At 50.4% G+C, this 15,180-nt stretch carries 7 protein-coding genes; 2 read left to right on the plus strand and 5 right to left on the minus strand.

Annotation, left to right across the window (positions count from 1 at the left end; all coding sequences use genetic code 11):
- Window positions 1-2: 2 nt before the first annotated feature.
- From P1X16_RS25050 to P1X16_RS25065, 4 genes are all read right to left on the minus strand, one after another.
- A complete protein-coding gene (locus P1X16_RS25050) occupies window positions 3-3,077 on the minus strand; it encodes a SusC/RagA family TonB-linked outer membrane protein (RefSeq protein ID WP_277234917.1) in 3,075 nt (1,024 codons plus the stop codon).
- Between the two features lie 134 nt (window positions 3,078-3,211).
- Window positions 3,212-4,099 carry a carbohydrate kinase gene (locus P1X16_RS25055; protein WP_277234918.1) on the minus strand — a complete coding sequence of 296 codons (888 nt, stop codon included), beginning with the start codon at window positions 4,097-4,099 and terminating at the stop codon, window positions 3,212-3,214.
- Between the two features lie 606 nt (window positions 4,100-4,705).
- On the minus strand, window positions 4,706-7,456 hold the full coding sequence (locus tag P1X16_RS25060; protein ID WP_346771268.1) for a substrate-binding domain-containing protein: 2,751 nt from the start codon (window positions 7,454-7,456) through the stop codon (window positions 4,706-4,708).
- A gap of 277 nt (window positions 7,457-7,733) precedes the next feature.
- The gene (locus P1X16_RS25065) at window positions 7,734-10,523 is read right to left on the minus strand and encodes a PAS domain-containing protein (protein WP_346771265.1); all 2,790 of its coding nucleotides are present in this window, start codon (window positions 10,521-10,523) and stop codon (window positions 7,734-7,736) included.
- Window positions 10,524-11,017: 494 nt separating this feature from the next.
- Between P1X16_RS25065 and P1X16_RS25070 the strand changes: the two genes are divergently transcribed.
- Window positions 11,018-11,605 (plus strand): cupin domain-containing protein, encoded by a 588-nt coding sequence (locus P1X16_RS25070; protein WP_277234919.1) that lies wholly within the window; start codon window positions 11,018-11,020, stop codon window positions 11,603-11,605.
- 93 nt (window positions 11,606-11,698) lie between these two features.
- On the opposite strand, the gene P1X16_RS25075 is transcribed toward P1X16_RS25070, so the two are convergent.
- A complete protein-coding gene (locus P1X16_RS25075; protein ID WP_277234920.1) occupies window positions 11,699-12,766 on the minus strand; it encodes a metallophosphoesterase in 1,068 nt (355 codons plus the stop codon).
- Between the two features lie 652 nt (window positions 12,767-13,418).
- Here P1X16_RS25075 and P1X16_RS25080 point away from each other — a divergent pair.
- Complete coding sequence (locus P1X16_RS25080; RefSeq protein WP_277234921.1) at window positions 13,419-15,131, plus strand: CotH kinase family protein; 1,713 nt, start codon at window positions 13,419-13,421, stop codon at window positions 15,129-15,131.
- Window positions 15,132-15,180: the final 49 nt, after the last annotated feature.

Below are 15,180 nucleotides of genomic sequence, written 5' to 3' on the forward strand. Positions count from 1 at the left end.
TGTTACAGGTTGAAGTTGACTCCGAGCGTGAAAGTGCGGGCGCTAGGGTAAGGCAAATAGTCGATGCCGACAGAAGGCACTCGGTTGGCCCCAGTTTTCACGGTGTTAACTTCTGGGTCAAACCCGTCGTAGTTGGTGATAACAAACAGGTTCTGACCCGTTACGTACACGCGGGCGCCCTTCACGAAGCCGGCCACGTTGCCCAAGTCATAAGCAAGTGTTAGGTTGGACATCTTCAGGAAGTCGCCTTTTTCCAGGTAACGCGTGGAAGCAGACCCTGCGTTGCCAAGCGCTTCTTTGACCGAACTCCTAAACGTAGAAAGAGCAATGTTTTTGCTGGCTCCAATCTGACCGATGTTGCCTACGGCGTTGAGCGTGTTATTATAGATGTACTGACCAAACACGCCCGTCATGTTTGCCACCAAAGAGAGCTTGCTATAGCGGGCATTTAAGCCAAAGCCTAGCAACGTGCGGGGGTTGGGGCTGCCCGCGTAAGTCGCCAGATCCCCGTTGGGATAGAGAGATCTACCACTGTCATCTAAGCCTGCGTATTCCCTCAAAAAGAAGGCGTTGATGGGGTAGCCGTTGGTGATGAGCTGCGATGTAGCTCCCGACAGCCCCTGCCCGTTGATAGCTCCCGTGATGATGGCTGCACCTTCCAAATCCTTCACTTCGTTGCGAATGAACGTAGCGTTAGCATTGAAGCTCACATCTGCTTTCTCGGTGCTCACTAAGGTGGTATTCAAAGCCATTTCTACCCCCTTGTTCACGATTTTGCCGTCAAGGTTTTTCCAATAAAGGGCTTGTACCTGCGGGGCGGGCTGGCCTGGGATAGTGGGAAACAGGATGTCTGAAGTGGCTTTGTTGAAGTAGTCGGCTGAGAAAGTGAGGCGGTTATTAAATGCCCCGATGTCGATGCCGACGTTGAATTGGCGGTCCGATTGCCATTTCAAATCTACGTTGCGGCTAGTGGAGGGCCGTTGTGCCCCGTTGTCGAGTATTTCAAAACGGTCCTGCGCCGCTCCGGCCGGAAACTCTTGGTTACCGGTCAAGCCGTAGCCGGCCCGCAGCTTAAGTTGTGTTAGCTGTTCGGCTGGGAAGAAGGCCTCTTTGCTCAAGTCCCACGCTGCAGCGAAGGAGGGGAAGTAACCCACCCGGTTGTTGGAGCCGAATTTGCTGCTCTCGTCGCGGCGTATTGTACCAGTCAGTACGTAGCGCTCCTTGAAGTTGAAAATAGCCCGCCCGAAATACGATTGTAGCTCATACGTAGGGTCGTTGAACGAGCGGATGCTACGGTTGCCGGTAGAGCTCGTCTGAATGTAGTCGGTGTAGTCGAGACCGAGGCTGCCAAAGCCGCCTGCAGCCGCATTGCCGAAACCGCTCAAGCTAGAACCCTTGTTGATGAAGTTCGTGTACTCGTAGCCCAGTACTGCATTCAGATTCAGGTCCGTGACGATGGCCTTATTGAAGTTGAGGGTATGGGCAATTTGCTGAGTGGACAGCTCGGTGTTGCTGATGGCGGCGAAGCCCTGGTTGAGGATGCCTGGATAGTTAATCAGACGTTGGTCGATGGACGTGCGCCGCTCACCACTGTTGTAGTTCACGCTCAGCAGCAGGCGGTAGTTAAGCCAGTCGGTGAACTTATACGAGGGTGCAAGGCTGGCCAGTACGGTGTTGACCCGTGAGTTGTCGTCGTAAAGCTCCTGGGCAGCGAGAGGGTTAATTACGTCGCCGGGCTGAATGAAGAGCGTACCATCGGGGTTGCGTAGGGACTGAGTTGGGTTCCACTGTAAGGCCTGCCCGATGAGGCTGCCCCGGTAGCCAGCATCGGTGGTGATGTTGGCAAGGCCTTCCCGGAATTGACTGGTAGAGATGTTCACGTCCACGCCCAGCTTCTTGCTTTCCAAAAATTGGAGGTTGGTCGAGAGGTTTGCGCTGTACTTCTTGAAGCCGGTTTTGCGTACGATACCGTCTTGGTCGAGGTAGCCCAGCGAGAGGCGGTAACGGCCAGTTTCGCCGCCGCCGCTCATGGACACGTTGTAGTTCTGGAAGTAGCCAGTGCGCAAAATCTCATCCAGGGCGTCTACGCTACTGCCCTTGTCGGCGCTAGTAGGTCCGCTGGTGGGCAGTCCGTAGTAGGCCAGCGCCTCACGATACTGGCTGGCGTTGAGGTATTCGGGTCTGCGCAATAGCTTCGAGAAACCGGTGGAGGCTCCCACGCTGAGCGTTGGGGCACCCGCGTTGCCTTTTTTGGTGGTGATAAGCACTACCCCATATGCCGCCCGCGAGCCGTAGATAGCCGTAGCCGAAGCATCCTTGAGCACAGTAAAGGTCTCAATATCATCAGGATTGAGGAAGTTAAGCGGGTTGCTGTCGGCCCCGGCACCAGCGTCGATTGAGGACGCCAATCCGGCCCCCGGCCGGGCTGTGCGGCCATCAAGTGGTACACCGTCTACTACGTACAAGGGCTGACCTGTGCCCGTCACGGCCGAGTTGCCCCGGATACGAATGCTGGACGGCCCACCTGGCTGGCCACTGTTGTTGCTTACCTGCACCCCTGATACCCGTCCCTGAAGCAGCTGGTCGGGTGAGGTGAAGGTGCCCCGGTTGAAGTCCTTCTCGCCAATGACCGCAACGGCCCCGGTTACGTCCTGCTTGCGGGCCGTACCGTAGCCGACCACCACTACGTCGCCGAGGGCTTGGGTATTCTCCTGAAGCGTTACCTGAACAGAGGTTTTGTCGGTAATGCTTACCTGTTGAGAAGTGAAGCCTACGTAGGAAATAGTCAGCGTGGTGGCAGAAGCAGGGGCCTGCAACTCGAAACCACCGTCGGCTCCGGTGCTGGCGCCGACAGTAGTACCCGTCACGACGACCGTTACCCCAGGCAAGGGGTTGGATTTTGCGTCAACCACCTTACCAGAAATAGCCCGGGTACCTTGTGCTTGGCTAAGTAAAGGCATGAGGATGAGCAGCATGCTGAAGGCTAGCAGCTTGAGCAGCGCGGGTGGGATGCCGCCCGCCCGTATGGGAGTCCACTGCTCATACGATTTGTGCCGTTTGTACCAGTTGTTGGTCATGAGTGAAAAGTTAAAAGTGGGAAATTTGAAAGGCACTCGACCTGATTTACCCCGGCGTAAAGCTTTGCGGAGGTCTACAAGTGTGGTGATATTGAGCAACTTGAGAGAGGACACTAAGAGCAGCTAAAGGCCACTTAGCGCGAAGAGGACGAAGTAGCTAGGGCGCTTACCTGTTCGGCCGAAATAACTGGCGTTGCGCCTTGGTGAGCAGCTACCAACGAGCCAGCCGCGCAAGCAAAGGCCAAGCTTTGTCCTGGTGGCTCACCAGTAAGCCAGCCCCGTAGCAGAGCAGCCAGAAAGGCGTCGCCGCTGCCAATAGTATCCTGCACCTGTACTGTAATCCCGGGGCTGCGAAAGTGCTGTTGGCCTACACGCAGTGCCGCTCCATCAGCCCCCTTCGTGACGCATACTGCTTGCAGCTGAAATCGGTCGGCGAGCCAGTGTAAGGCCGTTTCTTCGTCGGAGCTGACGCCAAACCAACCCGTAATTTCCGCTAATTCGTGGTGGTTCATTTTCACTAAGTCGCTGTGCTGCAAAAGGTAGGTTATCACCTCGCGGGTATAGTGCGGCGGGCGCATGTTCACGTCGAACACCTTAAAGCGAGCATGCTCGAGTAGGCGATACAGCGTCTCACGTGAAGGAGAAAGGCGGGCAGCCAAACTGCCGAACACGAATGCGTCGGAGGTCTCTACTAGTTCGGTTAAGGCGGCATCGTAGCGGATATAGTCCCAGGCTACAGGCTTTACTATTTGGTAAGTCACCTCTTTGCTGTCGCTCACATTGGCTTTGACCACTCCCGTCAAGTGCGTTTCTCCCTGCTGCACGTAGCTAGTACACAAGCCGGTCGATTCGACGTAGGCCATCAATTCGCTGCCCAGGTCGTCGTGGCCCACTCGGCTAATGAGCTGGGCATTCAACCCAAAGTTGTGCAAGTGCACCGCCACATTAAGCGGAGCCCCACCGGGCTGTTTGCCTGTTGGGAGCACATCCCAGAGCATTTCTCCGAAGCAGGCAAACGCCATATGGTGGAACAGTAAGGAGGGTGGGAAGGAAAGGGCTTAGGAGCGTCACGCTTAAAAGCAGGCAACACAGCTAGGTACAAGCGAGGGCTGGTTGCTAGAAGCAGGTGCTCTTGTTTCGAGCATGAAGTGCCACCTAGGAAGACTAAGTAGTATCTCCCGCGTAGTGCAGAAGAGCACGAATGTTTGTTTGACTATGTGCCTGGTGGAACAAGGAAAGCCAAGGCAGAGACAAGCACAGCGATTGTAGAAAAGGCCAATAATTGCCTTATATCTCGCCTCTTATTTAAGCGTAGTCGTAGTGTAGGCATCCCACTAGCAGCCTCTCGATTCGAGGTCCCGTTGATGCTGAAAAGGAAACTTTCGAGGGCCGTAACAATAGCTCGTGAAAGCACGTTGCGTAGAATCATGGGTGGTGTTCCTGAAACGTTTACCCAAACCTCTATTTAACTGCTTATACCTACTTGCTGCTTTCTTTCAAATCCTTACAGGATTCTTACAATTCGATATTGGTTATGTAAATAATTGATAATTAGTGCGTTATAAAGCAACAAACGTTTGCGGGAGCTGCCTCAGTATCAGTAATCTTGCACGACTTACAAAAATCTATCACTGTTGGCTTGGGGTATGAAGAGCTCTGTATTCGGAAGGAGATACCTGATACTTGCTTTTAAATAAGGTAGCAAAGTACGAAGGTGAGGAGAAGCCTGTTTGGTACGCTACCTGTGCAATGGCACTGCCTTCCTGCAGCAAAAGCAGCCGCGCTTTGGTGAGGCGCAAGCTCTGAATATAGTCGATGACGCCGGTGCCCAATAGCGCCTTCACTTTCCGATAGAGCTGCATCTGCGAGACTCCCAAACTACGGGCAATATCATCGACACTTAAAGACGACCGATCGAGGTTGGCTTCGATAATGGCGGTCAAGTCAGCCAGAAACTTTTGGTCGACGCGTTGCGGGGCTACCGTAGCTGTGTCAACGCTGAGTTCCCGACGGAAATGCTCGCGTTGCTGGTCGCGGTTGCGAAGGAGGGTACGCAGACTTTCGAGCAGGAATGCTGGGTTGAAGGGTTTAGTCAGGTAGAGGTCGGCCCCGGCCTGTACACCAGCAAGCTGCTGCTCCGGCGTGTCGCGGGCTGTGAGTAGCACCAGCGGAATGTGCGAAGTCCGCCAATCGCCTTTCAGGGCGGTAGCTACTTCTAAGCCGCTGAGTTCGGGCAGGTTTATATCGCAGACAATCACGTCGGGAATATTTTCGCTTGCTAGGCGCAAGCCCGTGGCCCCGTCGGTAGCGGTACTTACCTGAAAGTGCGGCTGTAGCTTCTGTGCCAAGAAGTTGCGCACCTCTTCATGGTCTTCGATGATAAGGGCAGTGGCATCAGAGCGAGAGGAGGGCGTTTGATCAGCTGATTCGCTTAACTCATCATCGGATATAAAGGCTAAGGGTACAGTTGGCACCCCATTCGATTTGGCATCAAGGAAAGCCGCTGGCTTGGCCAGTGGTAAGGTTACCTTGAACGTACTACCGTGTCCGAGCTGGCTCCGGAAAGTAAGCTTGCCTTCGTGCAAACGAGTCAGGCCCTCGGCGAGAGCCAGCCCGAGGCCCGAACTGTTAGCCGGCGAGTGGCTACCCTGGTAGAACCACTCTAGTATATGCGGCTGATCGGCTTCGGCAATGCCTTGGCCGGTATCTTCCACGCTCACCTGCACGGTGTTAGCAGAACCGCGCTGTATGCTTACGTTGATTTGACCACCATCTGGCGTGTACTTGAAGGCGTTGGACAACAGGTTGAAAAACACTTTGTCGAGGATGTCGCCATCAAACCACAGGCTGATTACTGGCTCGGCTGGCAAGAATCGAAACGTGATGTTGCGTTTGTGCGCCGTCTTCTCGAACACGTCCATAATTTCCCGCAGAAAGCTCACTAGGTTGCCCTCAGTGGCACGTACCGCCATCTTGCCGACGTCAATCTTGCGGAAATCGAGAAGTTGGTTGACCAACTGCAGCAAACGCTGGGTGTTGCGGCGCATGAGCTGCAGATCGTGCCGCTGTGCAGATGTCAGGTCGGCTGGGCTGCTGAGCAAATCCTCGAGGGGCCCGAGGATGAGAGTCAGCGGGGTACGCAGCTCATGGGAGAAATTGGTGAAGAAGCGCAGCTTGGCTTCCGATGAACGACGGCCTTCTTCTGCTAAGTTCTCGATTTGATTGCGTTGGGCGTAAATCTCGGCGTTTTGGTGCTCAAGCGTCCGCCGGATGCGGCGGTTGAGGCGCAATGAGCGCCACGTCATGGCCCCCAACACAACGGCCCCCGTCAGACTAGCTAACAGTAAGTAGACTGCCGTTTTCTGGCTGGCATACCGGCGCATCTGCTCTTGGAGGCGCAGCTGCTGCCGCTGGATGTCTTGCCGTTGTGCGGCCAGTTGCTCGGTATGGTTGCGAATGGTGCCAACGTTGGTTGAATCCACTACCATGGTGCCTAGCACGTTTTCCTTGGCATAAGGCTCATGACGCAGGATATGCAGCGCAGTCCGAATAGCCTCTTCGCCCCCGGTAGGGTAGAGCAGAGTTGCATTCAGCGCACCATCTTCTACCAATTGCAGCCCATTGCCGGGGCCGGGCAAGCCATCCACCCCCATGATGCGCACGCGCTTTTCTAAGCCAAGCTGCTGCAACACCTGGTGAGCCGCCCGAGCCATCGGGTCGTTGTGAGCGAAAATAAGATCAACATCGGGGTGCGCACGCAACAGGGCGGGTAGTTGCTGAAGCACTAAGCTGGCGCACCAGTCACCGTCGAGCTGAGCTACCCGTTGCAGTTGAGGATAATGACTTAGCGCTTCTCGAAAGCCCTTTGTGCGGTCGGTAGCCGGCGACGAGCCAGGCGCGCCCAGAATCTCCAGTATTTGGCCGTGCCGCTGCAGTAGCTGGGCCGCGTAGTGCCCGGCGGTGCGGCCTACTTCCAGATTGTTGCCGCCTACATACGCAGTGTAGGAACGGGAAGCCGTACGCCGGTCGAGGATTACTACCGGAATACCTTGATTATAAACTGACTCGGTTAGCTCTGTTAAAGGTCCTGACTGGTTTGGAGAAATGATGAGCAGGTCAACCCGTTGCCGAATTAATTCCTGCACTTGCTTTCGTTGCAGGTCGCTGTCGTTATGCGCGTCTAGCATTTGGAATTCTACCTCCGGGTGGAAGCACAATTCCTTCCGCATGCCCGCTAGCATACCCTTCCGCCAGGCATCGTCGGTAGTACACTGCGAGAAGCCAATGCGGTACTTAGGCTTTTGTTCGACTGGGGCACAGCTACCTAGCTCCAGTAAAAGGAGAAGGGCTAGCCAATGTCGGTGGAATGGGAGATTCAGATAGGTGGAAGCTTAGTGAATAACACAACCAGAAGCGCAGCCTGCAAACTATCTATCAGCAAGATATGCTCGGCATTACTCTACAATAGTAAGACATTAAACCATTGTATGTGTTGACTTACTCACCCTTTCACTAATCATTGACCAGCGCCTGAGGCTGCAATAATCTCCGCCCTGTTTATAGGTAAGGATGTATTGGTGAGGCGGACTACCCCATCCTCTGCGCTTCTATTGTGTCGGAATCTTTTATAAGCACCGCATTGCCCGATAACCAGCGCTATAGTGGCTTATGCGTGGGCCTTGTAAGTTTCAGTAGTATCTGGCACAAATCGGCTTCCTCGAATGGCTTATTCACGCATGCGTCCATGCCGGCCGCTAAATAGCTGTTACGGTCTGCTTCAAAGGCATTGGCCGTCAGGGCAATCAGAGGTAGGTGGGCTCGTTGCGGATCAGGATGCCGGCGTAGAGCCTTGGTAACTTCAACCCCACACAGCCCTGGCATTTTAATGTCGAGTAGCGCTGCATCGTAGCTTTTAGTGGTTAGTGCCGTGAGAGCATCTATTCCGTTGTCTACAGTCTCGATCTGTACTCCCCAATGCTGGAGCACCACGGTCGCAATCCACTGATTGACGACATTGTCTTCGGCAAGCAGAACCCGCAGGCCCCGCAACTCTTCAAAGCTACTCGGCGGTAATTGAGCGGTCTGGCTTTCCTGCTTGGTCTCTTCAACCCGGGGCAAAGTGAGGGTAAAGGAAAACGTTGTGCCCTCGTTAGGTTGGCTGCATACGTACAAAGCGCCGCCCATATAGCGCACCAATTGCTCGCTAATAGAAAGACCTAATCCCGTACCGCCAAATGAGTGAGTGGTACCCGCTGTGGCTTGGGTGAACACTTCGAAGATACTTTCTTGCTGCCCCGGGGCGATGCCCATGCCTGTGTCCTGAACCCAAAAGCGCAGAGTGACATTGGTAGGCGATTCTCCTACTAGCTCTACCCCGATCTGAACCTGTCCACGCTCGGTGAACTTCAGTGCGTTGCCCAATAAATTCAGGAGCACCTGATGCAGACGGTAAGCATCGCCGAGCACGCGTAGTTCAGGCTGGCTTAGTAGTTCTAAGTGTAGGAAAAGGTTTTTCTGGGTAACGAGGGCCGCTACCATTTGAGTTGCTCCTTGCACTACTCCATTTACATCGAAGGCAGCGTGGGCAAGCTGCAAATGTTGCGTGTTGATCTTGGCTAAGTCCAGCACGTCATTGACCAACGCCAACAAATGCTGGCCTGCCTGCTGCATAGTGGTTAGGTAATCTTGCTGCTGCGGTGTTAGAGAGGTTTTGCCAAGCAGTGTTGCCATACCAAGCACTCCGTTTAGCGGCGTACGGATTTCGTGGCTCATGCGCGAGAGGAAAGCTTCTTTGGCCCGGGCATTCTCTTCGGCTTGCCACTGGGCTTGTTTGAGAGCCGTAATATCCGTACTCACCACAAGTACCTCCTTGAGCCCGCTCGAATCTCGCAACGGACGCATGTGCACTTGTAAATAGCACGTTTCGCCAGAGCTAAGGGTCAATGGTATTTCGGTTTCCAGGGGTTGCTCCGTGGCTAACACTTGATGGCGCCAAGCGCGAATCTGCTGCACTTGCTCTTCTACTTCGGGGCTCCTCTGGACCCCACGCACGTGCTGACTGCGAGCTGCAAGAGCATCAAAAGCCGCGTTGCGAAACGAAACGACATTCTCGGCGTTGGCCACGTACACAACTGTGGGCAGCGTATCTACAATTAAGCGAATAAATTGCTGCTGCTCGCGCACCAACTCCTCGCTCTGGCGCTGGCGCTCTTCGGCTTGTTTGCGAGCTGTTAGATCAATGCCTGAAGCAATGAGCCGCCGGATTGAGCCATCTGGCTCCACAACAGGCCGTAGCTGGAAAAGGATGGAATTCATTTCCCCTCCCTTATAAAAGGTGTCTTCCCAGCTTACTTCTCGTTTCTCAAGTAGGGCCTGATTGAAACACAAACGACGGCGCGCAATTAGCGCCTGCGGACGTTCCCGAAAAGCACCTGCTTCCTCGTTGGTTTTTCCTACCATCCAGGCCCGTATAGCCGGATCGGGCTCAAGCGCGGGGTTGACGAACAGATAGCGGAAGTCGGTATCGATAACAGCTACAGCCATTGGTACTTGGCTAAGCGTGTTTTCATAAAAGAGGCGCTGCTCGGCTAGTTGCTGCTCTACTTGTTGGCGCGCTGTCACGTCGGTTAAGTACAGCGTAACATACGCTTCGTCTGGTACAGCCGCCGCGGTAAACAAGTAGTGCTTTCCCGACACCGTTAGTTCTTGTTGCTGCTGCTGGCTGGTACCTAACACCCGTTGTACTAGCGTAAGCAGCCGCGACCGTATCACCCCGGATCCATCGGGTTCGTCATCGGCCATAGCTCGGAGCAGTGGGTTAGCCGCAGGATTGGCGTAGATTACTTCTCCGGTAGCCGAAAGCCGGACAATAGCGTTGGGGTTCTGCTCAGGAACGTAAGACAGGGCGCGTAGCTGGGCTTCGCGCAAATGACGTTCGGTTACGTCGCGGTAACAGATCAGGCGCCCAGCTTGCCCTTGTTCTAACACCAAATAATCGAGTTCAACTACACGCCCATCTGCCAGCACAAACTCTTCGTTGAGGGTTGTATTACCAGTCTCATACAAAGCTCTAGTTCTCGCACCAAACTCTAACGGGTTTAGAAAGGCATCATCAATACAAATAGTAGCGGGGTGAATGGGGGAGCAAGTGTTGGTAGTAGCTGCACCCGTAGGTAATTTGAACAGGTTGCGAAAGTAAGAATTGACCAGTTGAATGTCACCAGTCGGGTCTAGGAGCAATAAACCCATTGGTAGGTTTTCAACCAATGCTGCCAGCTGCTTCTGATGGCGCTCAGTAGACGCTGTTGCCTCCGCTAATTGCTGTTCTAACTGAACTATTCTGGCTTGAGCGGCGGCTAGGGCGGACTCAGCTTGCTGGCCTTGCATTGGCTCGGGCGTCAAGTGATTTGGTCCTTCTGTCGGTGGGAAAGGTAAGTCGGCAGGCATAACTAGTGAGCGTATTAAGCACGCATAAGGCGTACTGTTAAGCTTGACAGCTTGTGGTTCACTATGTCGGGAGCTAGAACAAGCTGGTAGGCGGTAGGCTAATTAAAGCACTTTACGCTAAGATTATCGACTATCCTTACTACGTAAGCTAAACGAGATAGGGTAGGGGAGTTAACGCATTGTTATTTAAGAGCTTAAGGTGGGTGATTAATTGACTGCACCACGGTAGCTATTGCCGTGATACCTGACAAAATTTTACAACTGTCGTGCTATTGGTAGAGCGTAATCAATTTTCTCCTTGACGCGAGTTGCACTTTCAGTCGAGAACTATTCCTTATCATAATTAGGGTGCTTTCACCGATAACACCGCCAACTCTACAGTTAATACTGTTTCCTTTGAAGTCAACTTAGCATAACGGGCTACGTTGGTTGTGGAAGGATATTCATCCCAAGTAGCGTAATGCATTGGATCTGCACAGAGAACATTTCAAGTAATGAATCGAAAGAAATTTCTGCGTTTAAGCAGTGCTTCAACTCTCAGTGTACTGGCTGCCTCGCTCTTTGCCGATGGCGCCGTGCCGTCTCCCGAAACTTACATTCTCCAGGACGATGGGCGCATTCCTAATAGCCGTTATCCGCTGTTAGTATACCGCAAAGCATTCACAACTACCGGCTCAACCGGAGCCGCATGGCTAGAGGATTGTTTTGCTACCAACAATTGGACAAACTCTTGGCGTAACGGCGTTTTTCCCTATCACCATTATCACAGTACCTCTCATGAAGTGTTAGGTGTGTACAGCGGCACGGCCCTACTACACATGGGTGGCGAGAAAGGCAAGCAGATACGCGTTGCGGCAGGCGATATTCTGGTGATTCCAGCTGGTGTTGGCCATAAAAAATTGAAAGCCTCCCAGGACTTCGGTGTAGTAGGAGCTTATCCAGACGGGCGCTCCTATGATGTGCTGCGAGGCGAGCCTGGTGAAAGACCCCGTGCCGACCAGCACATTGCTGCCCTGCCTCGTCCTATGCTAGATCCTTTAACTGGGGCCCAAGGCGGGGTTCAGCACTATTGGACTGTATAGATCGATGAGCAATTGCCGCCCTATGTAGGTAGTTGGCATATCAATGAGTGCCAGTAGGCTACATGCACACACGCTCTATTAGTAAGTCGGTTATTACATAATTATCGCCCGTGTAGTTTGGGTTTGGTTGTTAGCTTGCAGTTGCACAAAATATAAGCCCGCTGGCAAAGAGTTGCGCTGCCAAGTGAATTGATGATGCCCTGCCTGCAATGTGCCTTGGTATAGGCTAGTTACTTCTTTGCCAAGCGTATTATACACCCGAATATCTACTGTTGACAGGCTAGGAAGAGAAAACACAACTCTAGTGGCGTCTTCAAATGGATTAGGAGTAATTGGGTAAAGCTTGGGTTCTGGGCTTAGTGGCTGATGAAGTACGTACGTGTCACGTAACACTCGGCGCCGAGTGTAGAATTGCAGTGTCAAGCTGTCGACATTCGCTTGGAGTAGCATAGCCCCAAAGTCTGAATTGAAGATAGCTTGGCTCTCTGGTAGACGTGTTAGACTGACGCGGTAGATGCTGCGGCCACCCAAACCGTTTACTATATACGGTAGCTCGTTAACCATAAGCCGTTCATAGTGGTGGTCGTGGCCGGCCAGTACCAGCGACGCTCCCCATTCCTTAAAAGGCCACTGCAAATTGCGGGTGCTACCATGCGAGCCCGAAGAGTAAGGAGCATGATGGAAATACACAACTTTCCAACGCGCTTTGGAAGCAGCTAACCGTTCTTTAAGCCACTGAGCCTGCACGGAGTTTGCCTTGATTCCATCTGGCTCAGCCGGATCACTGTTGACTGCAAATAAGTGCACATCGCCTCGCACAAATTCATAGTAGCGTCCATTGCCTGGCAGAGTGAAATAGTCGCGGTATGCTTCTCCGTTGCGAGTGTAGTAGTCGTGGTTGCCGAGCGAAGGAAAAAAGCGGTTTGTAGAGGCACTCGGACCATAACGTCCTCTGTACTTGTAAATATAAGAGTGGTAATACTGCCCAATATTCTGGTCAATAGTAGTGGAGTCCCCCAAGTCGTAGTTATTGTCGCCGAGAGTAATGATAAACTCAGGATCCCAACTTTTCACCAAATCCGCTACATCTCGCTCAGCAGGTCCAGCAAAGCCGTAGTCTCCAATGGCAGCAAAGCGCTGACTGTAGCAAGTACCTGCCACAATCCACAACTGGAATAGTAAGACGTATCGGAACAAACCTTTATATAAAGGAAGGTGCATTGGACTAGCCTTATTGAAAACAGTATTGATTTAAGAACATTTCATAAATATAAAGAAAATTAATTTTTTAGCCCTTAATTTGTACCGATTTATAGAATATATCCAATAAGGTCTAGGTTTTAACAGCATGTCGTTAAAACCCTGCTGACTTTTTTATGCGCAACCAAAAGCCTTTAGGATACTCGCAGGCAAAGATTTTAGAGTAATTGCAATGCAACCAATATTAAGGTGACACGCTCTTCTAGTTGCTTAGGTCTCTCGACAGAGCTAAGAATTCACATTTCATTTGTGTAACCGTTGCTTAACTTAATGAAATGTCTTCCATCATAATATACAATATTAATCCCATTCATGCTTTATTATATAAGGTTACTCTTATTGAGAACTACATTAATCATGTTCAATCAAGAAATCATAATGCGATAAGACTTAATGTTAATGCAAGCGCACACATAATGCAAGCCAATTTCTCAGGGTAAATAGTGAATAATTTCTGTAAAAAATAGCGGTAGTATTCACGATTATAAAATAAGGATAGGGACAAAGCCTATTTAGTGCACATTGAAAATACTTTAATCGTTGAAATAATTGTATGAGAAAAATAATTACTTTAAAGAGTTTTAGCTTCCTATATCTATTATTAATATTTACAACAAAAGTAATTGCAGGAGATACGTTGAGTATATCTCCGCGTTTATATCATATAGATCATAATAAGAATATTATTATTATTAGCCAGTCCACTAACGCTATAAATATAAGAAATACTAACACGCAAAGCCATATTTCCTTAGATCATACGTACCAGTTCGATCAACCAGTTCGTCAAATCTCTACTGATTCTTCTTACAAAGTTTCGTTAGCAGATTCGGTGTACACATTATATTTCACTCAACTTCCAATTATTCATATTAATACTTCTAAGGCGATAGAGGACTCCCCAGATGTATACGCACAGTTTACTATGGTGGAAGAGAGCGGATTAATTACGCAATCCAATATAGGAGTTCAGATTAGAGGTGCTTACTCACAGACGTTTCCCAAGAAATCTTACGAGCTAAGTTTCTGGAACGACACAGTAGGTGCCGTTGATCGGGATGTGAGGTTATTAAATATGAGAGAGGATAATAAGTGGAATTTACAAGCCATGTATAATGAGCCTTTGCGCATTAACAGCAAAGTAGCCAACGAGTTATGGCTGGATATTCATGAGGTTTATTACAAAGCATTAGAGCCAACCGCTAAGAACGGTATATCAATGGCCTATGTAGAACTCTTCGTGAATGATAATTACAGAGGGATTTATGCACTTAGTGAGCGGGTTGACCGTAAGCAATTAAAGCTTAAGAAATATAACAACGGTATTAAAGGAGAATTATATAAAGGAGTTGATTGGGGCGGCGCGGTAACTTTCACTGATCTACCCCCATTCGAAAATACTAGTTCAAATTGGGGAGGCTTCGAATACAAGCATCCTGAGGAAGAAGTTAATTGGACAAATCTGTATAATTTTGTCGATTTTGTAAAAAACAGTAGCAACCAAAATTTCTATAGCGCTTATAAACAAAAATTTGATATCAATAACGCAGTTGATTATTATATCCTTCTTAACTTTTTACGTGCAGGAGATAACTATGGGAAAAATATATATATTGCTAAATATAAAACGGGAGATCCTTATTTCTACGTTCCTTGGGATTTGGATGGTGTATTTGGTATTGATTGGCAAGGCAATAAAATAGTTGTTACAAATGGCATTCTTTCTAATGGGTTTTATGATCGTTTAATTAATGATTGTTCACCTGGTGGATTTCGTTCAAAGTTGATTCAGCGCTGGACCGAGCTAAGAGCGTCTATCATAACAGAAGACAATATTTTAGCAAAAATTCAGGCAAATCAAGAATACCTTTCTCATAATAGGGTTTATGAACGAGAGGAAATCGCCTGGAATACGTATTCTGTCGATACCAACCATTTGCCGTATTTAACCACTTGGCTTAGAGATAGGTTGAGCTATCTAGATGGTGTATTCAGCCAGCAATGTGCACCGTTGAGTGCTCCTACTGCCAAGCAAGAAGTGGAGTTGAAGCTGTATCCCAATCCGACTAGTGATTACCTCACTATAGAGTCAGACGCTTTACCGTATGAGTTAAGTATTCTGGACATGAGAGGGAAAACGGTTCTGAAATCTAATTTGAAAGGCGCTATCAATAAAGTTGATCTTCGCCTTATTGCTAAGGGAATGTACGTGGTTACTGTAAAAAATAGCAAGGCTGTACAAACTAAAAAGCTGCTAATCAACTAGTCATCGATTAAATAGTTAGACAGAGGCTGTAACATAGAGTGCAACAAGC

It is taken from the genome of Hymenobacter sp. YC55, assembly GCF_029433095.1.
Taxonomy (GTDB): Bacteria; Bacteroidota; Bacteroidia; order Cytophagales; family Hymenobacteraceae; genus Hymenobacter.